At 67.0% G+C, this 21,308-nt stretch carries 23 protein-coding genes and 3 tRNA genes; 9 read left to right on the top strand and 17 right to left on the bottom strand.

Annotated elements, in window-relative coordinates:
• Positions 1-5: 5 nt before the first annotated feature.
• A complete protein-coding gene (locus AB4Y68_RS02485) occupies positions 6-1,451 on the bottom strand; it encodes a GumC family protein (protein ID WP_441453753.1) in 1,446 nt (481 codons plus the stop codon).
• A gap of 119 nt (positions 1,452-1,570) precedes the next feature.
• Between AB4Y68_RS02485 and AB4Y68_RS02490 the strand changes: the two genes are divergently transcribed.
• Positions 1,571-2,290, top strand: a complete 720-nt coding sequence (locus AB4Y68_RS02490) for a polysaccharide biosynthesis/export family protein (RefSeq protein WP_441453755.1) — start codon at positions 1,571-1,573, stop codon at positions 2,288-2,290.
• Between the two features lie 135 nt (positions 2,291-2,425).
• On the top strand, positions 2,426-2,824 hold the full coding sequence (locus tag AB4Y68_RS02495; protein ID WP_441453756.1) for a cupin domain-containing protein: 399 nt from the start codon (positions 2,426-2,428) through the stop codon (positions 2,822-2,824).
• Between the two features lie 18 nt (positions 2,825-2,842).
• Here AB4Y68_RS02495 and AB4Y68_RS02500 read toward each other — a convergent pair whose 3' ends face one another.
• Entirely contained in the window at positions 2,843-3,880 is a 1,038-nt protein-coding gene (locus AB4Y68_RS02500; protein WP_441453758.1) for a zinc-dependent alcohol dehydrogenase family protein, read from the bottom strand.
• Positions 3,881-4,097: 217 nt separating this feature from the next.
• Between AB4Y68_RS02500 and AB4Y68_RS02505 the strand changes: the two genes are divergently transcribed.
• Positions 4,098-4,700 carry a CC0125/CC1285 family lipoprotein gene (locus tag AB4Y68_RS02505; protein ID WP_441453760.1) on the top strand — a complete coding sequence of 201 codons (603 nt, stop codon included), beginning with the start codon at positions 4,098-4,100 and terminating at the stop codon, positions 4,698-4,700.
• A gap of 123 nt (positions 4,701-4,823) precedes the next feature.
• On the opposite strand, the gene AB4Y68_RS02510 is transcribed toward AB4Y68_RS02505, so the two are convergent.
• Entirely contained in the window at positions 4,824-5,309 is a 486-nt protein-coding gene (locus AB4Y68_RS02510) for an Hsp20/alpha crystallin family protein (protein ID WP_441453762.1), read from the bottom strand.
• A 250-nt stretch (positions 5,310-5,559) separates the two neighbouring features.
• Between AB4Y68_RS02510 and AB4Y68_RS02515 the strand changes: the two genes are divergently transcribed.
• Positions 5,560-6,237, top strand: coding sequence for a phosphoribosyltransferase (locus AB4Y68_RS02515; protein WP_441453764.1), 678 nt, complete (start codon positions 5,560-5,562; stop codon positions 6,235-6,237).
• Between the two features lie 6 nt (positions 6,238-6,243).
• On the opposite strand, the gene AB4Y68_RS02520 is transcribed toward AB4Y68_RS02515, so the two are convergent.
• Complete coding sequence (locus AB4Y68_RS02520; protein WP_441453766.1) at positions 6,244-6,888, bottom strand: dienelactone hydrolase family protein; 645 nt, start codon at positions 6,886-6,888, stop codon at positions 6,244-6,246.
• Positions 6,889-7,007: 119 nt separating this feature from the next.
• Between AB4Y68_RS02520 and AB4Y68_RS02525 the strand changes: the two genes are divergently transcribed.
• Positions 7,008-8,318: an erythromycin esterase family protein gene (locus AB4Y68_RS02525; protein ID WP_441453767.1), complete on the top strand. Its 1,311-nt coding sequence runs from the start codon at positions 7,008-7,010 to the stop codon at positions 8,316-8,318.
• Between the two features lie 95 nt (positions 8,319-8,413).
• Positions 8,414-9,136, top strand: a complete 723-nt coding sequence (locus tag AB4Y68_RS02530) for a glutathione S-transferase (protein WP_441453769.1) — start codon at positions 8,414-8,416, stop codon at positions 9,134-9,136.
• Here the strand turns inward: AB4Y68_RS02530 and AB4Y68_RS02535 are convergent.
• Entirely contained in the window at positions 9,133-9,843 is a 711-nt protein-coding gene (locus tag AB4Y68_RS02535) for a LytTR family DNA-binding domain-containing protein (RefSeq protein WP_441453771.1), read from the bottom strand. The two genes, AB4Y68_RS02530 and AB4Y68_RS02535, sit on opposite strands and share 4 nt — an antisense overlap.
• 165 nt (positions 9,844-10,008) lie before the next feature.
• Here AB4Y68_RS02535 and AB4Y68_RS02540 point away from each other — a divergent pair, with 165 nt between their 5' ends.
• The gene (locus AB4Y68_RS02540; protein WP_441453773.1) at positions 10,009-10,686 is read left to right on the top strand and encodes a DUF2306 domain-containing protein; all 678 of its coding nucleotides are present in this window, start codon (positions 10,009-10,011) and stop codon (positions 10,684-10,686) included.
• Positions 10,687-11,539: 853 nt separating this feature from the next.
• On the opposite strand, the gene AB4Y68_RS02545 is transcribed toward AB4Y68_RS02540, so the two are convergent.
• The 7 genes from AB4Y68_RS02545 to AB4Y68_RS02575 all read right to left on the bottom strand — a co-directional run bounded on the left by AB4Y68_RS02545 (position 11,540) and on the right by AB4Y68_RS02575 (position 15,660).
• Positions 11,540-11,616, bottom strand: a tRNA-Pro gene (locus AB4Y68_RS02545).
• Between the two features lie 67 nt (positions 11,617-11,683).
• The gene (locus tag AB4Y68_RS02550) at positions 11,684-12,160 is read right to left on the bottom strand and encodes a DUF192 domain-containing protein (protein ID WP_441453775.1); all 477 of its coding nucleotides are present in this window, start codon (positions 12,158-12,160) and stop codon (positions 11,684-11,686) included.
• Between the two features lie 25 nt (positions 12,161-12,185).
• The gene (locus AB4Y68_RS02555) at positions 12,186-12,734 is read right to left on the bottom strand and encodes a cold-shock protein (RefSeq protein ID WP_441453777.1); all 549 of its coding nucleotides are present in this window, start codon (positions 12,732-12,734) and stop codon (positions 12,186-12,188) included.
• A gap of 182 nt (positions 12,735-12,916) precedes the next feature.
• A tRNA-Glu gene (locus tag AB4Y68_RS02560) sits at positions 12,917-12,991 on the bottom strand.
• A 160-nt stretch (positions 12,992-13,151) separates the two neighbouring features.
• Positions 13,152-13,226: transfer RNA gene (locus AB4Y68_RS02565), tRNA-Glu, on the bottom strand.
• A gap of 103 nt (positions 13,227-13,329) precedes the next feature.
• Entirely contained in the window at positions 13,330-15,132 is a 1,803-nt protein-coding gene (recJ, locus tag AB4Y68_RS02570; RefSeq protein WP_441453778.1) for a single-stranded-DNA-specific exonuclease RecJ, read from the bottom strand.
• 63 nt (positions 15,133-15,195) lie between these two features.
• A complete protein-coding gene (locus AB4Y68_RS02575) occupies positions 15,196-15,660 on the bottom strand; it encodes a hypothetical protein (protein ID WP_441453780.1) in 465 nt (154 codons plus the stop codon).
• Positions 15,661-15,724: 64 nt separating this feature from the next.
• On the opposite strand from AB4Y68_RS02575, the gene phaC reads away from it, so the two are divergent.
• Both phaC and AB4Y68_RS02585 read left to right on the top strand, forming a co-directional pair.
• Positions 15,725-17,686, top strand: a complete 1,962-nt coding sequence (phaC, locus tag AB4Y68_RS02580; RefSeq protein WP_441453782.1) for a class I poly(R)-hydroxyalkanoic acid synthase — start codon at positions 15,725-15,727, stop codon at positions 17,684-17,686.
• On the top strand, positions 17,683-18,060 hold the full coding sequence (locus tag AB4Y68_RS02585) for a hypothetical protein (RefSeq protein ID WP_441453784.1): 378 nt from the start codon (positions 17,683-17,685) through the stop codon (positions 18,058-18,060). Before phaC ends, AB4Y68_RS02585 begins: the two co-directional genes overlap by 4 nt.
• Here the strand turns inward: AB4Y68_RS02585 and msrB are convergent.
• The 5 genes from msrB to rplM all read right to left on the bottom strand — a co-directional run bounded on the left by msrB (position 18,048) and on the right by rplM (position 20,969).
• Entirely contained in the window at positions 18,048-18,545 is a 498-nt protein-coding gene (gene msrB, locus AB4Y68_RS02590; protein ID WP_441453786.1) for a peptide-methionine (R)-S-oxide reductase MsrB, read from the bottom strand. The two genes, AB4Y68_RS02585 and msrB, sit on opposite strands and share 13 nt — an antisense overlap.
• Positions 18,546-18,590: 45 nt before the next feature.
• Complete coding sequence (argC, locus tag AB4Y68_RS02595) at positions 18,591-19,526, bottom strand: N-acetyl-gamma-glutamyl-phosphate reductase (RefSeq protein WP_441453787.1); 936 nt, start codon at positions 19,524-19,526, stop codon at positions 18,591-18,593.
• Positions 19,527-19,651: 125 nt separating this feature from the next.
• A complete protein-coding gene (locus AB4Y68_RS02600) occupies positions 19,652-19,909 on the bottom strand; it encodes a hypothetical protein (protein ID WP_441453788.1) in 258 nt (85 codons plus the stop codon).
• Positions 19,910-20,004: 95 nt separating this feature from the next.
• On the bottom strand, positions 20,005-20,490 hold the full coding sequence (gene rpsI, locus AB4Y68_RS02605) for a 30S ribosomal protein S9 (protein ID WP_441453790.1): 486 nt from the start codon (positions 20,488-20,490) through the stop codon (positions 20,005-20,007).
• Between the two features lie 2 nt (positions 20,491-20,492).
• Positions 20,493-20,969 carry a 50S ribosomal protein L13 gene (rplM, locus tag AB4Y68_RS02610; protein ID WP_441453791.1) on the bottom strand — a complete coding sequence of 159 codons (477 nt, stop codon included), beginning with the start codon at positions 20,967-20,969 and terminating at the stop codon, positions 20,493-20,495.
• Between the last annotated feature and the right edge of the window lie 339 nt (positions 20,970-21,308).

A 21,308-nucleotide genomic window follows, 5' to 3' on the forward strand; every position in this document is an offset into this window, starting at 1 on the left:
GCGGATCAGGCCCGCTTCATCGGGACCACGGCCAGGACGGGCAGTTGCAGCGTCCGGCTGGCCGTCGATGGCATGGCAAAGCCGCGCCGCAGGAAGACCCGCAGCAGCCCGACGCACAGCGCCGTGAATCCGGCGAACAGAAAGACCCCGATCAGCAGCGGAAGCTTCAGGCTCTTGCCCTTGGACGGCGGCTGGGCGCGTTCGATCACCGTGACGTTGTCGGCCCCGGCCTTGACCAGTTCGTTGTCGGCGCGACTCTGCGTCTCGCGCAGTTGGAACTCGCGGATCGAGGCTGACAGCACCTCACGATTGCCCGACAGGGTGGCGTTGCGCGATTCCAGTTCGGTCAGGCGCGCCTGACGCTGGCGCAGGTCCGTCACCTGACGATCCAGAACCGCCAGCCGCGCCGCCAGGGCGTCGCGATCGGCCTGGGCGTTGATGCGCGTCGTCTCCAGCTCGGTCCAGATCGGATTCGGCCCGGTGCGAACCTCCTTGGCGCCGACCGCCGTGCCGGTGCCGACATAGGCTTGCAGCTGGGCGATCTGGCCTTCGAGCTCGCGCACCGGTTGGGCGTCGGGCTGATAGCGCGCCAGCAAGCCCTCGCGCTGCGTGCGCAGTTGCAGGATCTGATCCTGCGCCGAGATGTTGAGATCCTGCTGCAGAGCGATCTCAGCGGGGGTGCGCGCCTGCTGGCCCACCAGGGTCGCCAGCCGCTGTGACGCCTGGTTCAGTTGGGCTTGCAGGCTCATGCGTTCGGCGAAGGTCGACTGATAAGTCCCCGCCAGGGTGGCCTTGGCGGTGGCGAAATCGCCGATGTCGTTGCTGCGCAGGAAGGCCTCATAGGCCCGGTCCGCGTCGGCCAGCTCGCCTTCGAAGGTCTGACGCTGGGTCTGGATCGCTGGAGTCGCGCGGTCCTGAAACACTTCGCGCCGATAGGTCAGATACTGGTCGATCACCGTGTTCAGCACGCGCGCCGACAGGGCCGGATCATCGCTCTTGTAGCTCAGGCCCACGACCGGGCTCAGCGGCGCCGCCGTCACGGCCAGGCTGGCCGCCACGGCGCGGACGGCCGACGCTTCCTGCGCCTCGGGCGTGCCGGTCGCGCGCTTGCCTTCCTGGAAGGTCTCGACGCCCAGGGCGCGGACCACGCGCTGCTTGACCTCAAGGCTGTTCAGGATGGCCGCTTCCGACTGCGCCACCTCGCCCGCGGCAGGCGGCGACGCACGATCCGTGGCGCCCACGCGCGGCTGATAGACATATTCCTGACCGACGCCGACAAACAGACTGGCCCCGGCGGTGTAGGTCTTCTTCAGCGTCAGGATGGCCGCCGCGCCGATGACGAACAGGACGACGAACACCAGAATCATCACCAGCAGTTCGCGGAACAGCAAGGCCACGACGTCCATGACGCCATACCGCGGCCGGGCTGCTGCATAGGCTGTCGAACGCATGAACGGGGCGAATCCACTGAAATCGTCGCCTGCACCTTTGCGGGGCCTGCGTTAACCACGCGTTACCCATAACCGTTCAGCTTCATATCAGCTCGAATTCCAGCCTGGTCCCCGCCTCCATGATTCCTGATCGCCGCCTTGTCCTGATGGGTCTGGCCGCCAGCCTGACCGGCTGCGCGGGCGCGGCGACGGGTGACGCGCGTCGCGTGCAAGGCGTACCCGCAAGCCGGTTCCCCGACGTCCCCTTCGCCGACTGGACCGACGTAGAGCCGGAATACCTGCTCTATCCCGGCGACGAGATCGAGGTGGCGACCCCGACGGCCAGCGAACTGACCCGCCAGTTGAAGGTCGGACCGGACGGCCGCGTCTCCCTGCCCCTGCTCGGCCACGTCATGGCCGCCGACCGCACCCTGTCCCAACTCGAGGCCGACATTTCAGCAGGTTACGCCACTCAGCTTAGACGCCCCGAGGTCGAGGTCACCCTGCGCGCGGCCGGCCCGCTCAAGGTCTGGGTCGACGGCGAGGTGCGCAATCCGGGCGTCTTCGACATGCCCGGCGACATCGACGCCCATCAGGCCGTGATCCTGGCCGGTGGCGCTCTGCCCTCGGCCAGGCTGCAACAGGCCGCGCTGATTCGGCGCGGACCGGGCGGGGTGCGGATGATGCGCGTGGTCGACCTGCGCCCTCGCCGAGGCGAGGTGGTCGCCCTGCGTCGCGGGGACATCATCTATTTGCCGCGCACGACTTTGGGCGAACTGGCCGCCTTCTTCACCCAGGTGAGAGCGGCCCTGCCCATCGGCTTCAACTACGCCCTGAACGGCGGCTACGCCTCGACCTGACGGGTCCTCCATGGGTCGGGACGAGAGGCCGCCGCCCCAAAACCCTTTCAGCGAAGAACGTGCATTGACGCTGGTCAATGGCCGCCCCCTCGTCAGGATGATAGGCTTTCCGAGAACATGGGTCAGGAGAGCGGCATGAAGGGTTTCGTCGATAACATCGACCGACTGACGGTCGACAACAAGGATTTCAGGCGCGTGCTCTACACGGGCAAACACCTGCAACTCGTCCTGATGGCCCTGCGTCCTGGCGAAGAAATCGGCGAGGAAGTCCATGACGACCATGACCAGTTCTTCCGCATCGAAAAGGGCGAAGGCGAGGTCTGGATCGACGGCGCCTGCACCAGGATCAAGGCCGATGACGCCATCATCGTGCCCGCCGGCGCCCGTCACAACGTCGTAAACACGGGCGACAAGAAGCTGAAGCTCTACACCGTCTATGGTCCTCCGGATCACAAGGACGGGATTGTGCGCGCCACCAAGTCGGATGCCGAGGCCGGCGAAGAACATTTCGACGGCGTCACGACGGAACCCTAAGGCGGCCGAGGCCGTCCGTCAGGCGTTGATGATCACCTTCAGCGCCTTGGTCTCGGCGGCGCGGCCGAAGGTGTCGTAGGCGTCCAGAATCTGGTCGAGCGTAAAGCGGTGCGTGATCAATCGGGTCGGATCGATCCGGCCGGATCGCACCGTCTTGAGGAGCATCGGCGTCGTCGCCGTATCCACCAGCCGGGTGGTGACGGCGATGTTCCGGGACCACAGGGTTTCGAGGTGCAGGTTCACCGCCTTGCCGTGAACGCCGATGTTGGCGATGACGCCGCCGGGCGCGACCAGTTCCTCGCACAGCTCGAAGGTCGCCGGGACGCCGACGGCCTCGATGGCGGTGTCGACGCCTCGACCGCCGGTCAGGGACGACACCGTCTCCGCCGCCTTGCCGTCGCTGCTGTTGATCACCTGCGTGGCGCCGAAACGACGCGCGATTTCCAGACGGCTGTCGTCCAGATCGATCATGATGATCTCGGCCGGAGAGTAGAGCTGCGCCGTCAACAGGGCGGCCAGTCCGATCGGCCCGGCGCCGACGATGGCCACCGTCGAACCAGGGGCGACCTTGCCGTTCAGAACCCCGCACTCGAATCCCGTCGGCAGGATGTCGCTGAGCATCACCATCGCCTCTTCGTCCGCCCCCTGCGCGATCGGATAGAGACTGGTCTCGGCATGAGGAATGCGGACGTATTCCGCCTGGGTCCCGTCGATCGCGTTGCCCAGAATCCAGCCGCCGGTGGTGCAGTGAGAATACATGCCCCGGCGGCAATACTCGCATTTCCCGCAGGAAGAGATGCAGGAGATCAGGACCCGGTCGCCGGGCTTGAACGTCGTGACGGCGGCGCCGATCGCCTCGATGACCCCCACGCCCTCATGGCCCAGAATCCGGCCTGGCGCGCATGTCGGGACATCGCCCTTGAGAATGTGCAGGTCGGTGCCGCAGATCGTGGTCTTGACCACCTTGACGACGGCGTCGCCGGGGGCCTGGATCACGGGCATGGGCCGGTCTTCGAGGGCCTTCTGGCCCGGCCCCTTGTAAACGAGCGCCTTCATGGTGCGGACTCCTCCTCCGGCACGATGCCGGTATGCGCCGCTCGACCGGGCGACGCGACGCCGACCCTCGCGCCTTTCCGCCGGGATCGAGTTGATCGACGTCAAGTTCCGTCGCGCGGCGCCAGAGCGGTTCACCCCCGAATTTCGCGAGGCGAATTGACGATGATCAAGGGCCAATGCGGGAAAGAGGCGCGTTCTTCGGCCCTGGAGAACGCCAATGAGAAGCCCCGCCCCCGTCTTTACCCCGACGTCCGTTGGAAGCCCGTTTTCACACTCGTCCAGACGCAGGGCGCTGGTCGCCGCCGCCCTTGGCGCCGCGCTCGCGGCCTGCTCCACGGCGACCCCCTACCAGCCGATGGGCGCGCCCTCGTCCGAGGGGGCGGGCGGCTACAGCGATGTCCAGCTCCAGCCTGACCGCTGGCGGGTCACCTTCGCGGGCAACAGCCTGACCTCTCGCGATACGGTCGAAACCTATCTCCTCTATCGCGCCGCCGAGCTCACGGTTCAGTCCGGCTATGACTGGTTCACCACGGCGCAGCGCAGCACCGACGCCACCACACAGGCATACGCCTATCCCATCGATCGCCCCTGGGGGCCGGCCTGGGGGCCGCGTTGGCGTTACCACGACGGCATCGGCGTCTGGCGGCGCTGGGACCCTTGGGGTTCAGATCCCTTCTTCGATGTCGATCTGGTCACCCAGTACGAAGCCTCGGCCGAGATCATCATGGGACGCGGGGCCAAGCCCGCCGACGATCCTCACGCGTTCGAGGCCCGCAGTCTGATGGACGCCCTGTCCAGCCAGATCGTTCGTCCCCGCTGATCCCGACAAATTCCTCCGCGCTGCGGCGACGCAGGCCTCGGAACGGCCTTCGCCTCCAGAAGGCGGGCGCAAGAACGGCCCCCGCTAAGCCACCCGCCTTCATGCCCCCCTTCGAGCCTACGCCTAGCCCGGCTTCACCTGGATGCGATGCGCCTTGGATTGGGCGTGCTGGCTCTTGGGGATGTCGATATCGAGCACCCCGTTCTTGATCCGGGCCTCCACCCGGTCGGCGTCGACTTCCTGATCCAGAGGAATCCGGCGTTCAAACCGTCCATAACTGCGCTCGGTATAGCAACGTCCCTCGCTGCTCTCGCTATGGGTGTCGCGCCGCTCGCCCTGAAGCACCAGGACATTGTCGTTCAGGTCGATCTGGATGTCCTTTTGCTCGAGGCCCGCGAGGTCGGCGGTGACATGATAATCCTTTTCGGTCTCCCTGATTTCCAGACTGGGCCAGAGCCTGGCGCCGTCGGAACCCTTGGATCGAAGCTCGGGCATGCGCCAGAAATCGCCCATCAGCCGGTCCAGTTCTCGCTGCATCGGCGAAAATGGATCCCGGTCGAAAGCGCCCAGCAGGGACGAGGGTTGAGGGATAAGGCTTTGGGTCGGCATGACGGCGTCTCCATTGAGCCCCCGAGGCCTCAACCGGCTTCGGTGCAGGAAGTTTCCTCGCGGAGCGGAGAACGACCGGGCGGCGGGACCATATCGATCCTGCCCGTCCCGTCCGTGACTTGACGGACGTCAACCCACCCGAGCGCCGATGGGGCAAGATGAACGATCCCCACAGGGAGATCGAAGCCGTGACGGAAGATTCAACAGGCAGCGCCGTCGCGCGCCTGAGCTTGACGGCCGGGTCCTGACCATGGATCGGCGCCCGCCCCTGTTCGAGGACCGCGCCGAGGCGGGACGGCGGCTGGGCGATGTGCTGACCGGATTGAACACCCATGATCCGGTGATCTACGCCCTGCCCCGGGGCGGGGTCCCCGTGGCGTTCGAGATCGCGCGGCGTCTGGACGCGCCATTGGACCTGGCCCTGGTGCGCAAGATCGGCGCGCCCGGCTACCCCGAACTGGCGCTGGCGGCGGTGTTCGACGGCGACCAGCCTCATATGGTGATCAACGAGTCCGTCCGGCGAACCACCGCGGCCAGCGACGCCTATCTGGCCCAGGCGCAGGCTCGCGAACTGGCCGAGATCGAACGCCGCCGCGCCCTCTATTTCGCCGGAAGAACCCGACCCGATCCGCGCGGGCGGACCGCCATCGTGGTCGATGACGGCCTGGCGACGGGGGCGACGGCGCGGGCCGCCGTTCAGGGATTGCGCCAACAGGGCGCCGCGACCGTGATTCTCGCCGTGCCGGTCGCACCGCCCGAGGTGGCCGCCGCGATGCGCGAAGCGGTCGACGTCCTGGTCTGTCTGGAGGAGCCTTCGATCTTCCGCAGCGTCGGCGAGGCCTATGCCGACTTCCATCAGTTGGAGGACGAGGAGGTGCTGGATCTGATGACCCGCGCGGCCGCCTTCGGAGCAGACCGGGACGGCTAGGCACAGTCAGCGCAGATAGTCCTCGAACCAGCCGACGGCCAGACGGATCGCCGCCTCCAGCGTCCCCGGCTCTTCGAACAAATGGGTCGCGCCCGGCACGACCGCCACCCGGCTCGGCCCTGCGATCTGCTGTTCCGCCTCTCGGTTCAAGGTCAGGACGAGTTCGTCGTCGCCGCCGACGATCAACAGGGTGGGCGCCGTGACGCGCGCCAACGCCTCGCCAGCCAGATCGGGCCGTCCGCCGCGCGACACCACGGCGGCGACCGTCTCAGGCCGATCCGCCGCCGCCCTGAGCGCCGCGGCCGCCCCTGTGCTGGCCCCGAACAGGCCCAGCGGCAGGTCCGCCAGATCGGGCCGGGCCCTGGCCCAGTCGATGGTCTGGACCAGCCGTTCGGCCAGCAGGTCGATGTCGAAGACGTTGGCGCGGTTTCCCGCCTCCTTCTCCGTCAGCAGATCGAACAGCAGGGTGGCCATCCCTTCCCCGACAAGGACCTGGGCGACCTCCCTGTTCCGGGGGCTGAACCGGCTGGAGCCGCTGCCGTGGGCGAAGATCACCAGGCCGCGCGGCCGGGGCGGCTTTCGAAGATCGCCAGCCAGATCCAGCGGCGGGATCAGGACGGCTTCGGCGGAAGGGGCGGCGTCGGCGGGCATGGCGGCCTCCTGAACCACCGTCAGAACCGACGACGGGTGAGCGCAAGTCTAGTTCGACGCCTCTCCTCGACATTGACGGGCGTCAAGGCGAGGCGGCGGAAAGCGGCTCAGATGCGCAGATGACCGCCCCCTCTTCACTCCAGATCGAGGAGCTCGCCGCGCTCGTGCGCAGGTCTTCCCTGCCGCTACCGCCCGTCGCCGAAGAGGATTTCGCCGCCGCCTTCGATCGCTTCGGAAATGCGCGGGTGGTCCTGCTGGGCGAAGCGACCCACGGCACGCGGGAGTTCTACAAGGCGCGGGCGGCGATCACGCGACGGCTGATCGACCGGCACGGCTTCCGCATCGTGGCGGTCGAAGGCGACTGGCCCGACGTGGCCGAGTTGGACCGTTTCATCCGCAACCGCGGAGTCTGGGGCCAAAGGGACAGTTTTCCCAATTTCCCCCGCTGGATGTGGCGCAACGTCGAATTCGTCGCCTTCGTGCACGCCCTGCGCGCCTGGAACCTGGAGCGGCCCATGGCGGACCGCGCCGAACTGCGCGGCCTGGACGTCTACAGCCTGTCGCAGTCGCGCCGCGAGGTTCTGGACTATCTGGACCGGGTCGATCCCCAGGCGGCGGGCGAGGCGCGCCTGCGCTACGGCTGCCTCAGCCCCTATCTGGACCAGCCTCAGCGTTACGGCGCGGCGGCGCGCTTGGGGACGGTCGACTGCGAGGACGCGGTCGTCGCCCAACTGGTCAGCCTGCTGCGTCATCGGCTCGACTACAGCCGCCAGGACGGCGAGGACTATCTCGATGCGGCTCAGAACGCGCGCGTGGTGCGGGCGGCCGAGGCCTATTACCGCGCCATGTATCGCGGCTCGGTCGAGAGCTGGAACCTGCGCGACAGCCATATGTTCGAGACGCTCGGCCATCTGCTGCAGGCGCGCGGTCCGGGAGCCAAGATCATCGTCTGGGCGCATAATTCGCACCTGGGCGACGCCTCCGCCACGGCCATGGGCGAGGCCGGCGAATACAATCTCGGCCAGTTGTGCCGCGAAGCCTTCGACCGGGACTGCGTGTCCATCGGCTTCGGGACCGACCGGGGACAGGTGGCGGCGGCGGACGACTGGGGCGGCCCCCAGGAGTTCAAACAGATTATCCCGGCGCGCCGCGATAGTTGGGAGCATGTCTTCCAGCAGGCCGGCATGGGCCGGTCGCTGACCGATTGGCGCGCCGATCCTGGCCTGGCCGAGGCCTTGGGCGGAACCCGGCTCGAACGCGCCATCGGCGTCATCTACCGACCCGACACGGAGCGCAGCAGCCACTATTTCGACGCCCGGCTTTCGGCCCAGTTCGACGCCTATGTCTGGTTCGAAGAGACGGAAGCCGTGACGCCGCTGGCCGGGGCGCCGCCGGAAGGCGCGCCGGACATCTATCCCTTCGGCCTTTGACCGGCGAACCGCCCGGTGATCGAGGCGCGCTGGATCGGCGCGAACAGACCGCTCCCTGCCCGCGTTGAGCGAGGCGCGACGCCAGCGAGGTCAGGATGCCCGGCTACACCCTCTATTATTGGTCCGCGCCCTTTCGCGGCCAGTTCGTGCGCGCCGTCCTGGCCTTCGCAGGAAAGCGCTGGTCAGAAGCCGGCGACGACGCGATCGCCGCCCTGATGGAAGGCCCGCCAGAAGACATGCCGGTTCCGTTCATGGGTCCGCCGGTATTGGTCGACGAGACCGCGGGGGTCGCTATCTCCCAGATGCCGGCGATCATCTTCTACCTCGGAGAAACGCTCGCGCTTCTACCAACGGCCCCGGCCTTGCGCGCGCTGACGATCAAGGTGGTCAACGACGCGAACGACGTCATCGACGAACTCACTCTGGATGGGGGCCGCCAGATGTGGACCGATAAGCGATGGGCCGCCTTCGTCCCCCGGCTGAGAAAGTGGATGGCGCTGTGGGACGACCTGGGACGGCGACATGGCCTGAACGCCCGTTCCGGCTTCCTGCTCGGCGGCGACGCTCCCGGTGTCGCTGATGTGGTCACCGCCACCCTGTGGGCGACGCTGTCCGAGCGGTTTCCGCAGATAGGAGCGATCCTTGAGGACGCCGCGCCCATGACGGCGGGCTTGACGCGTCGCGTCTCGACCTTGCCCCCGCTCGCCCAACTGGCCGAACGCGCGGGGCACGAGTACGGCGAGGTCTATTGCGGCGGCCTGATCGAACAATCCCTTCGCAAGGTGTTGGGATCGAGAATCGCCAAGACAGACCTCTAGAACCAACCGGCCTCTTTCAGCACTGGACCATAGGTCCTGCTCACCGGCGCCGTGAGGCCGCCGACGAGGCGCATCTCGCCCGCGCCGCGCCGCCAACGCACGTCCTCCACCGTGTCGGCCGCCACCCACCATGAGCGGTGGACCCGCCAGCCGTGGGCCCGCGCCAGTTCATCCAGGGCGTCGCCGAAACGCAGGGTGATCAGCTCCGCGCCGGCGTCGGTATGGACCTTCAGGTAGTGGTCGTGCGCCTCGATCGCGATCAGCCGCGCTCCGCGACGTTTCGCCGAAAGCCGACGCCGGAAAGCCGCCTCGGCCTCGGGCAGCGGCGCGGCGATGACGGTTCGCGTTTCGACTTGCGCGGGCGAGCGCCGCCAGACCAAGGCCCGGACCACCATCACCGCCAGAGAAATAGGCCACACCTGCCAGAGCAGCCGCAGGTAGCCTGGCCAGCCGAACGGCCCGCCCATGAGAAGGTGGTCAGTGGTCATCACCAGCAGCGACACCGGCGGCGTCATGAGCACTGAGACCACCGCCACCCGTCGCCAGATCACAGCCATGCGCCGGCTCAGCAGTCCGTCCACCCAAATTCCGATCAGTCCCCCGCCGACCATGCAGATCATCCAGTAGACATAGCGTCCCACGATGGGCGCGTGCTCCGAGGCGAACGGGCCCAGGAACCCCATCAGCAGGCCGATCGCGATCAGCATGGCCAGGTCTATGGCCCACCGCCGCGCCATATCCCCCGCCCCTCTCGCCCCACCGTTCATGCCGTCCCGTTCGCGTAACCTTGGCGCCGTTCGCGCAGCGAGGCCTAGCGAGCGGCCGCCCGGTCGGCAATGGCGTTCAGCGAAACCGCCAACGAGGACCTCCGCTTGACCACCACCATCGCCACGCCCCCGACCAGAACCCCGTCCTGGCGCGCCCGCATCGCCTGGATGCTCCTCGCCCTTCTCTGCCTGGGGATCGCCGGTTATTCCGCGCGCTACCTGCTGCATCCGCCACAGACGCCGGCCCAGGCGCTGGGCAACCCGCTCGGGGTTCCGTGGCTCTTCATCCATATCGCCGGCTCAATCACCGCACTGCTGCTGGGCTCGCTGCAGTTCCTGCCCGCCTTGCGCCGGGGCCAGGGTCGAGGCTTTGGCCCGCCGCACCGCTGGACTGGACGGGTCTATGTCGCGGGATGCCTGGTCGGCGGCGCGGCGGGCCTCATCCTGGCGCCGGGCTCCTCCGCCGGCCCGATCGCCTCGGCGGGCTTCGGCAGCCTGGCTGTCATCTGGGTCGCCGGGACCCTCCTGGGATGGCGCGCGGCCGTGCAGGGCCGCTTCGCCGAGCACCGCCGCTGGATGATCCGCTCCTGGGCGCTCACGCTGGCCGCCGTCACCCTGCGGCTCTACCTGCCGCTGGTCATGGTCCTGGATCTGCCGTTCTTGCCTTGGTACCGCGCCATCTCCTTCCTGGCCTGGGTCCCCAACCTGATCGCGGCGGAGCTTTGGCTGCGACGCACGCAGGCGCGCGTCCAAACCCGGCCAGGACGTCTTGGAGAAGCATAGTAGCGCGCGCTACGTCCAAATTCCGCTCTCGACCCATCTGAGACATTCAGGCCGTCTGTTGTGGGCGCGAACTGTTGAGCTTTTCCGGCAGCCCCGTCAGGGTGCATCCATGCGCCTCAGAACCCTGCTCGTCCTAGGCCTCCTGGCTCTCGCCGGATGCGCCCCATTTCCGAAGGGGCCGCCCCTGATCGGTTACGATCCGGCACCTTATGGCGACGCCTTCCGGGCTGCGGCGACGGAAGCAGTCATCCGCAGCAAGCTGGGCGAAGGCTTCTACGAGGTCTTTGGGGATAAGGCCTATACGTTGGGCCAATCCGGGCTATGCGCGGAGGACACGCTCCAGCACTTCTTGTCGCTGCAGCACGGTTGTGCACTGCTCGGTCCTGGCGACAGTCCCGACTGCCGCGAACTCGACCTTTGCATACGGCTCACAGTAGGCAGCAGGCTATTTAAGGACCCAGAGGTCAGGTCGGCTGTCGAAGCCGCTTTGCTGCGGCCCTGCGATGCGCTCACTCCGCCTCAGGACCTTCCGTATGCACGCTGGCCTTCGGCCATTGGCAAGCCAGCGACCGCTAGTTGGGGACTGCTCCGTTGTGGCAGTCGGCGTCAGGTGGTGGGGAGCGATATCGCGTTTCACGAGAACGGCGCCCAGACCGTCATTTCCTTCACCTTTAGCCTCGCTCGAAGGTAAGCAGCGCGCTGGCGATAAGGTCCGCTTCCCACCCTTTGCGGACATTCGCGGGTCCGCTCTTGGGGACCTAGGATCAATGTCCAGCGAGGGTACCGATCGAAAGGCAGCGTTTTGCCTCTCGGACGAGTGTAAAACTCGTCCAGCCCAAACGGGCTTAATCCATGGTCGGGGCGAGAGGATTCGAACCTCCGACCCTCTGGTCCCAAACCAGATGCGCTACCAGGCTGCGCTACACCCCGAACCGATGGAGCGCCCTCATGGCACGGCGGGCGCCGCGCCGCAACGCGCTTGCGCCCTTAATCCACATCAGGGACGAAAGAAGGGGTGTCGAACCCGGTCGCCCGGCTTGGCGCCGATCTCCGCGGCGCGGCCGGCGCGCAGCTCCAGCACGCCGTTGGCGGCGCCGTTCGACGGCAACGGCGTTTCCGAATAGGGCGTGGCGTGGGCGGCGATCGACACGATGCGCCCCTGAGGATCGATATAGATGATGTCCAGCGAGCTGGGCGTGTTCTTCATCCAGAAGTTCTGTTCGGCGGCTACCGGGAACTGGAACAGCATCCCCCGATCGTCTTCCAGCGGCGGACGGTACATCAGGCCGCGCTGGCGCTCCGCCTCGTCGTCAGCGATCTCGACCAGGAACTTGTGCTCGCCGGAGGCGGTGACGATGCTCAGCGGCTCCAGCGCGCGTCCAGCCGCGTCGACCGGCCCGTTCTGGGCGCAGGCCGAAGACAGGCTCGCCGCGGAAAGCGCGACCGCCAGCAAGATACGACGACTGAAATTCATGGTTCGGCCCCTCGAAGGGCGAATCCTATTCGCCCGGTCTGATATCGGCCACCACCAGGCCCTTGGGCCCTTCGGCGAACCGCACCTGCACGGCGTCGCCGGGGACCAGGTCATCCAGCCCGCAGCGCCGCAGCGTTTCAACGTGGACGAAGATATCGCCAGCCTGACCGTCGCGCACCACGAATCCGTAGCCCTTGGTCCGATTGAACCATTTGACGACCGCCGTCTCCAGCGGAGCGCCAGGAGGAAGCTCGAAATTCGCTCGCGCCGACGCGGCCGGACGCGCAGTTTCCCGGCGAACCGGCGACGTCAGGCCCTCGCCCAGATCCACGATGCGAACCACCTGCCAGCCCTTGGCCCGGCGCGCGCAATCACAGGTCACAGGCGCGCCTTCGGACACGGTCTCATGACCGCCGTCGCGCAGACTGCTGACGTGCAGCAGCACGTCCTTGAGATCCGTCAGATCCGGCTGGTCGGGCACGATGAAACCGTACCCCTTGCCCGGATCAAACCATTTGACCGTGCCGGCGATACGAACGATCTCCGACGCTTCAGTCCCTTCGAATTCCGTCACTTGCCAAACCCCCGCCTGAAAACAACTCAGGCGGATTACGATTAACACGGTTCTTTGAACCGCGGAAAATCAAAAATGACGGTTTTAAAGCCAAGCGTAACCATAACTCGGTCGCAGCCGTATGGCGGCAGCGACAAGCGAGGCCGCGCGACGAGTTCAGCGATGTTGGGGAAGGCTCCGCGTGGCAGTCCCTAGGGGAGTCGAACCCCTCTTTTCAGGTTGAAAACCTGACGTCCTAACCGATAGACGAAGGGACCGCTGCGCGGAGGAGCGGCCTGATAGCCGCCCCTATCGGACGACGCAAGCCTGTTTTCCAACTTTCCGAACAAAGACATCACATCGGGGTCGCGCGCACGAAAGCAGGAGCCCGATCAAGGGCGAAACCGATAACGATGTCAGGGGAAGGAAAGCTCCGCGTGGCAGTCCCTAGGGGAGTCGAACCCCTCTTTTCAGGTTGAAAACCTGACGTCCTAACCGATAGACGAAGGGACCGCTGCGCGGAGGACCGGGGTAATAGCCGTCGATTCCGACGCTTGCAAGCGCCTGCGGCTCCGTTTGTGCGACTTTTTCAAAGACCTGCGCTCGGCGGCGCCGCTTAAGCCATGCGCGGGTCGGCCACATCCTCGATCTCGAATTGCACGCCACGACGGCCGTTCCAGTCGTCGGCCTTCAACCGCCCGACCAGGTTCAGCCCGCCCTGCCCCGCCAGCAGCGCCCTGCCCGACGGCAGATCGGCGCAGCGCCAGGCGATGGCTCGCACCGAGGCCCCGTCGGCCCCCACCAGACGACACCGCACATGGCCGCCGTTCATGGCCGCAGGCTCGCGCGCCTGCACCCCCTCCAGCGCGAACAGGGGCTCGGGGTTGGCGGGACCAAAGGGCGCCATCTGCTCAAAGGCCTCGAACAGGTCGCGCGTCGCCGCGCGCGGGTCGATCAGGGCGTCCACCTCGACCCAGTCCTGGGCCACGGCCTCGGCGCGCTCGCCCGACAGACGGTCGTTGAGGAAGGCGCGCAGTTCGTCGATCCGGTCGGCCGCGACCGTCAGGCCCGCCGCCATGGCGTGGCCGCCCCCGGCGATCAGCACGCCTTCATTCCACGCCGCCTGAACCGCCCGGCCCAGGTTCATGCCCGGCTGCGACCGGCCGGAACCCTTGCCCAGGCCGTTGATGGCGTCGACGCCGATCACCACGACCGGCTTGCGCCAGCGCTCGCGCAGACGCCCGGCGACGATGCCGACCACGCCCGGATGCCAATCCTCGCCCGAGATCACGACCAGGGCGGACTCGTCATTGTGCGCGCCCGTCGCCTCGACCCGGCGCACAGCCTGTTCCGTCACCTGGGCCTCGACCTCGCGGCGGGCGATGTTCAGGGCGTCCAGTTCCTGCGCCAGCGCCCTCGCCTCATCGGGATCGTCGGTGGACAGCAGGCGCGCCCCCAGGTCCGACTTGCCGATCCGCCCGCCCGCATTGATGCGCGGCCCCAGGATAAAGCCCGCATGATTGGACTTGGCCGGCCCCGGCTCGGCCCCGGCAGCGGCCAGCAAGGCTTTCAAGCCGGGATTCTTCCAGTCCGACATGACTTTGAGGCCCAGACTGGTCAGCGCCCGGTTGAAGCCCGTCAGCCCCGTCACGTCGCAGATGGCGCCCATGGCCGCCAGATCCAGCCACTGACGGATGTCCGGCTCGGTCCTTCCCTCGAACAGACCCCGCGCCCGCGCCTCGCGGTTCAGCGCGGCCAGCAGGACGAAGACCACCCCCGCCGCGGCCAAATTGCCCTGCCCCGAGTTGCAGCCCGGCCGGTTCGGATTGACCACGGCCAGACAGGCCGGCGGCTCCTCGCGCATCATATGGTGGTCGATGACCACGACCTTCAGCCCTATGGCCGCCGCATGGGCCACGGCCTCGTTGGCCGCCGCCCCGCAGTCCACGGTGATGACCAGGTCCGCGCCGCGCGCCTTCAGCGTGTCGAACGCCCGCGCGCTGGGGCCGTAGCCCTCGGTCAGGCGGTCAGGGACATAGATGGGCAGTTCCGCGCCCAGCGTCCGGAACCAGCGCACCAGCAGGGCCGCGCTGGACGCCCCGTCCACGTCATAGTCGGCGAAGACGTGGATGCTGTTTCCGGCCTGCAGGGCGTCGATGACGGCGGTCGCCGCCGTGTCCATGTCCATGAAGCTGGACGGATCGGGGAACAGCGCCCGCAGCGTAGGCCTCAGGAAGTTCTCGCCCTGATCCGCCGCCACGCCGCGCGCCGCCAGGGCCCGGGCCATCGGCTCGTCCAGATCCAGCGCCTGCATATGGGCGCGAATGACCCCGGCATCGGCCGGGCGCTGTCGCCAGGCGCGGCCCGACAGGGAGCGCGAAACGTCGAGGAAGGCGGGAGTGTCGCCACCGTCAGCCATGAACAATCCTTTTGAGCCCGGTCATCATCGCGGGATTCTGTCGATCAGACGATAGGACGGGCCTCAGGGGCGCGGGCGGTCGATCCGCGGCGGCGGGGCGGCGCGACGACGCAGGCGTTCGGCCAGAGCCTCGACCGCTTCCGGCGTCTGCGGGCCGATCGGGGCCATCCGCGCGGGATCAAAGCGGCGGTTCACCGACTCGACGAAGGCCGCCGGATCGCCGGTCAGGGTCCAGTCGATATGCGCGACCTGGTTCGTCAGGGCGCCGCCCGCGGTGTTCAGTGCATTGACCTTCGCGGCCACCTGCGCCGGCTGCGGCAGGTCCGTCGACGTCGCCGGGAAATCGGCCCAGCGCGGATACTGTCGATGACTGTCCACCAGTTCCTGCACGCGCGGCGCGACCGGCGAGGTCATGTCCGTCTGCGGGTTAAACGCGCCGACGCAGCCGCCCGTGGCCAGCAGCAGACCGGTCATCGCCGGCAGGATCGTCTTTTTCGACAGGAACACGTTCATCTCAGGCCCGGTCATATGCCATCATCGGTCCCGGAGGAAGGCTCGCGGCCCGACGCGCGCCGGTTCCGGAGGTTCGCCCATGGCCAAGCGCCCGACCAAGGCTCCCCCCGCCCCGCTGGCGGCCGCCGCCGCCCCGCGCAAATCGGGTCGTCCGACCTCGGCCAAGCCCCGGCCGAAGAAGGCGGCGCCCGATTCGTCCGCCGAAGCCCCCGCCCAGCCCAAGGCGGCCCCGCCTCCGCCGCCTCAGCCCGAGGCCGCCGATCCCTTCGCCTTCGGGGCCGATCAGCGCCACCTGCTGGAAACCCTGTCGCTGAACCTGGCCAAGGCGGCCATGACGGCCCAATCGGCCATCGCCGAGGCGGCCCTCAGTCAGGCCGACCGCCCCGCCGCCCTGTCGCCCGATCCGTTCAACATCGCCCCGGCCATGACCTCGGTCATGACCAGTCTGGCCGCTCGCCCCGAAAAATTGTTCCAAGCCCAGGCCGACCTGTTCAGCCGCTATATGGACCTGTGGTCCGCCACCTCGCGTCGCGCCATGGGCGAGGACGTCGCCCCCGCCCCCTCGACCGACAAGCGGTTCAGGGATCCTGCCTGGAGCGAGAACCCGGTCTTCGACGTCATGCGCCAATCCTATCTGGTCACGTCCGAATGGATGAACGGCCTGGTCTCCAGCGTCGAGGACGTCGATCCGCGCGTGAAGCGCCGGGCCGAGTTCTTCACCAGGCTGCTGACCGACGCCTTCTCGCCGTCCAACTTCCTCGCTTCCAACCCGGCGGCGCTGAAGGCCCTGGCCGAGACGGGCGGCGAGTCCCTGGTCAAGGGGATGCAGAATTTCGCCGCCGACCTTGAGCGCGGGGCCGGCAAGCTGAAGATCAGTCAGGCCGACTACGGCCAATTCACGGTCGGCGAGAACGTCGCCACCGCCCCCGGTCAGGTCGTCTGGCGCGACGAGTTGTTCGAACTGATCCAGTACGACGCCGCGACCGAGACGCAAGCCGCCGTGCCGCTGCTGATCTTCCCGCCGTGGATCAACAAGTTCTACATCATGGACCTGCAGCCGGCGAACTCGCTGATCCGCTGGCTGTCGGCCCAGGGCTTCACCGTCTTCGTCTGCTCCTGGGTCAATCCGGACAAGGACAAGGCCGAGTTCGGCTTCGACGACTATCTGCAAAAAGGCATCTACCGCGCCGTCGAAAAGACGCTGGAACAGACCGGCCAGAAGCAGCTGAACGCTGTCGGCTACTGCATCGGCGGCACCCTTCTGGGCGCGGCCCTGGCGCATATGGCGGCGAACCAGGACGACCGCATCGCCTCGGCCACCTTCTTCGCCGCCCAGCACGACTTCGCCGAGGCGGGCGACCTGCTGCTGTTCACCGACGAGCACTGGCTGGCCGGGATCGAGCAACAGATGGACGCCGCCGGCGGCTTCCTGCCGGGCGCCGCCATGGCCGACACCTTCAACGCCCTGCGCGCCAACGACCTGATCTGGTCCTTCTTCGTGTCCAACTATCTGATGGGCAAGGCGCCGGCGGCCTTCGACCTGCTGTTCTGGAACGCCGACCAGACGCGGATGCCGAAACGCCTGCACCTCGACTACCTGCGCCGCATGTACGGCCAGAACGCTCTGGCCAGGGGCGAGTTCGAGATCGGCGGTCAGCGGATCGACCTGTCGACGGTCAAGGTTCCCCTCTATTTCCAGGCCAGCCGCGAGGACCACATCGCCCCGATGAACTCGGTCTATCGCTCGGCGCGGCTGTTCGGCGGACCCGTGACCTATACCCTGGCCGGATCGGGCCATATCGCCGGGGTCATCAACCCGCCGTCGGCCAACAAATACCAGCACTGGACCAACCCCGCCCTTCCCGAGACGCTCGCGGAATGGCAAGCGGGCGCGGAACAGCATCCGGGCAGTTGGTGGAATCACTGGGCCGCCTGGCTGCACCCCCAGTCGGGCGACCAGATCCCGGCGCGTGATCCGAAAACCGGCCCGCTCAAACCCATCGAGCCCGCGCCCGGCGCCTATGTGAAAGTGAAGTCTTGAAGCGTATCGAACCCAATCTGCTGCTGGCCCTCGCCACCGCCATTCCCCTCGCTCTGCTGGTCGCCACCGCCAGCCTGTTCGGCGAGCCGGGCAACACGCTGAAGTATGTCCTGCTGGCCGTCATCTGCAGCATCCTGTTCGTTGCGCTCAACGGCGTCCTGGCCAAGCGCATGGGAACGCAGCGCCCGCCGATGATCCACCCCGAGGCCGCATCCACCGCCGTCTGGGCCAGCCTGTTCCCGCTGGTGCTGATCTTCGCCGCCGCCGTGCCGGTCTTCTTCCCCGGCCACGACTACGGTCTGCTGGTCATCATCGGCGCCGTCTGGTTCGGGGTGACGGTGCAGTCCGCGCTCAAGGCCCGTCAGGCGGGCTGAAACGTCAGGGCCACGCCGTTGTTGCAATAGCGCCGCCCGGTCGGCGGCGGCCCGTCCATGAACAGATGCCCCTGATGCCCCAGACAGCGGGCGCAGTGGTATTCAGTGCGGGCGATGCCGATCAGCCGATCGGTCTTCGAGCCAATATTGGCCTCGGTCACGCGGAAGAAGCTGGGCCAGCCGGTGCCGCTGTCGAACTTCCACGCCGACTGGAACAGCGGCAGGGCGCAGCCCTTGCAGACGAAGACGCCGCGCCGATGCTCGTCGTTCAGAGGGCTGCTGAACGGCTGCTCGGTCCCCTCATGGCGCAGCACGCTCCATGAGGCGTCGCCGAGACGCCGCTTCCAGTCCGCATCGCTGATCTGGCGGAAGGGCGAGTTCGCCCATGAATCCGCCGAGGCGTCCGCCGCCTTGGGCGTGCAGCCCGACAGGGCCAGGGCGGCCCCGCCCAGAACCAACGCCCGTCGTTCGAGAAAAGCGTCCATGCCCTCTATACGACGGCCGGACGCCTTTGGTTTCAGCTCGGGGGTTCAGATCAGACCCGTCGTCTCGTCCAGACCCAGCATGATGTTCAGGTTCTGAACCGCCGCGCCCGAGGCGCCCTTGCCCAGATTGTCGAGCAGGGCGACCAGACGCGCCTGTTCCCCGCCGCGATCGCCGAAGACGTGCAGCCGCATCCGGTTGGTGCCGTTCAGGGCCTCCGGCTCGATGCCCGTCATGGCCTCGGTCTCGTCCAGATCGGCGACCTCGACAAAGCGTTGCCCGTCATAGGCCTCGACCAGGGCGCCGTGCAGCCGCTCGACCGAGGGCGTTTCCGGCAGGGCCGACAGGTGCAGCGGCACCTCGACCAGCATCCCCTGGCGATAGTTCCCGACGGCGGGCGCGAACAGGACGGGCAGCGTCAGCCCCGTATGCTGGGTCATCTCCGGCACATGCTTGTGCTTCTGGCTCAGGCCATAGGCGCGGAAGGCGGTCGAGGCCCCCGCCGCCTCAAACTCGGCGATCATGGCCTTGCCGCCCCCGGAATAGCCCGACACCGCATTGACCGTGACCGGCTGGCTGGCTGGGACCAGCCCCGCCCGCACCAGCGGCCGCATCAGGCCGATGAAGCCGGTTGGATAGCAGCCGGGGTTCGACACCCGCGTCGAGGCGGCGATGGCCGCGCGCTGACCCGCATCCATCTCGGCGAAGCCATAGGTCCAGGCCGGATCGACCCGGTAGGCCGTCGAGGCGTCGATGACCCGCACGCTCGGGTTCTCGATCATAGCCACGGCTTCTTTCGCTGCATCATCAGGCAGGCACAGGATCACCGCATCGGCGCTGTTCAGCGCCTCGCGCCGCGCCGCGACGTCGCGCCGACGGTCGCCCAGCAGGATCAGCTCCAGATCCGTGCGCGCCTCCAGACGCTCGCGGATCTCCAGCCCCGTGGTCCCGGCCTCGCCGTCGATGAAGATGGTGTGGGTCATGTCACACTCCTGATCCTTCTCCCCTTGTGGGAGAAGGTGGCCCGCGCAGCGGGTCGGATGAGGGGTCGCACTGACCCCGAGAATTCAGCGGATTTGAGACGCTGCCCCAAATCGTCGGCCCAACATCAACGGCGTCTCTCCTGCTCGACTCTTCGCGCCTCTTCCAAAAGCGTGCGCAGCCGTCGGTCGCCATCGACATTCACCGGCAGATAGATGTTCGCCGCTGCAGCACGGATCGCATCCAGTTCTGGATCCGATATATCGACAGAGGTGAAATCGTCCCAATCATTCGGACGCCCCTCACCTTCAATGAAGTTCGACAAGTAGGCGACCACTTCCCCGGGTGTACGGCGCCTCGCCTCCGGAAAGACCTTCGCGATCATCCTTCGCAACCAAGACGTCTGCATCAACCGCTCCAAAGAAAAAGGGCGCTCCGGGTTTCCCCGAAGCGCCCCAAATCCAAATCGCCTGAAAGCGATTAGCGCTTCGAGAACTGGAAGCTGCGGCGTGCCTTGGCGCGGCCGTACTTCTTACGCTCGACGACGCGGCTGTCGCGGGTCAGGAAGCCGTGCGGCTTCAGGACCTTGCGCAGTTCCGGTTCGAAGTGCGTCAGGGCGTGCGACAGGCCGTGGCGGATGGCGCCGGCTTGACCCGACAGACCCGAACCTTCGACGGTGCAGATCACGTCGTATTGCGTGGCGCGGTCCGAAACGGTCAGCGGTTGGGCGATCATCATGCGCAGCACGGGACGAGCGAAGTAAACTTCCTGGTCCTTGCCGTTGATGGTGATCTTGCCGGTGCCTGGCTTGATCCAGACGCGAGCGATCGCGTTCTTGCGCTTGCCGGTCGAGTAGGCGCGGCCTTGGGCGTCCAGCTTTTGCGTGTAGACGGGCGTGTCGTTTTCGACAGTGCCCAGGCTCTTCAGGGCGTCGAAGCCGGTGGCTTCAGCAGTCACGTCGGTCATGCTCAGGCGCTCCGGGTGTTCTTGGCCGAGGCCGACTTGAAGTCGATGGTCTGCGGCTGTTGGGCTTCATGCTCGTGGGCGGCGCCGGAGAACAGACGCAGGTGCGTCATCTGCTTGCGAGCCAGCGGGCTTTCCTTCGGCAGCATGCGCTCAACGGCTTTCTCGAGCACGCGCTCGGGGAAGCGGCCGTTCAGGACCTTTTCCGGGGTCGTTTGCTTGATGCCGCCCGGGTGGCCGGTGTGGCGATAGTAGACCTTGTCGGTCGACTTCTTGCCGGTGAACACCACCTTGTCGACGTTGGTGACGACGACATAGTCGCCCATGTCAACGTGCGGGGTGTAGGTCGGCAGGTGCTTGCCGCGCAGACGGTTGGCGATGAAGGTCGCGAGGCGGCCCACCACGACGCCTTCGGCGTCGATGTGGATCCACTTCTTTTCGACCTCTGCCGGCTTCATCGAAGCCGTAGTGCTCTTCAGCATAATGAGGGTCCTGAAAGACGAACGGTGCGGCCCATTCCAAAGCAGGAATGAGCGGAAGGCGTGCTGATAGAGGGTCATCCACAGCAGGTCAACACCGGTTCGCGACCTAATTTTAAGTCAACATATTGATTTAAAACAACTTATCTTAAACGGTATTAAAATACCCGATCATGACCAGCACAAACCGCCTTCCTTCTCCCCTTGCGGGAGAAGGTGGCGGCCGAAGGCCGACGGATGAGGGGTTCCCCACCATTTTCCCGTTCATCCCGGCGGACGCCGGGATCCAGTGCGAGCCCCATGCGCCCCGCTTGCAGCCACAGAACTGGACCCCGGCGTCCG

Origin of the sequence: Brevundimonas sp. 2YAF1, assembly GCF_052114745.1 — a bacterium.
Lineage (GTDB): Bacteria > Pseudomonadota > Alphaproteobacteria > Caulobacterales > Caulobacteraceae > Brevundimonas.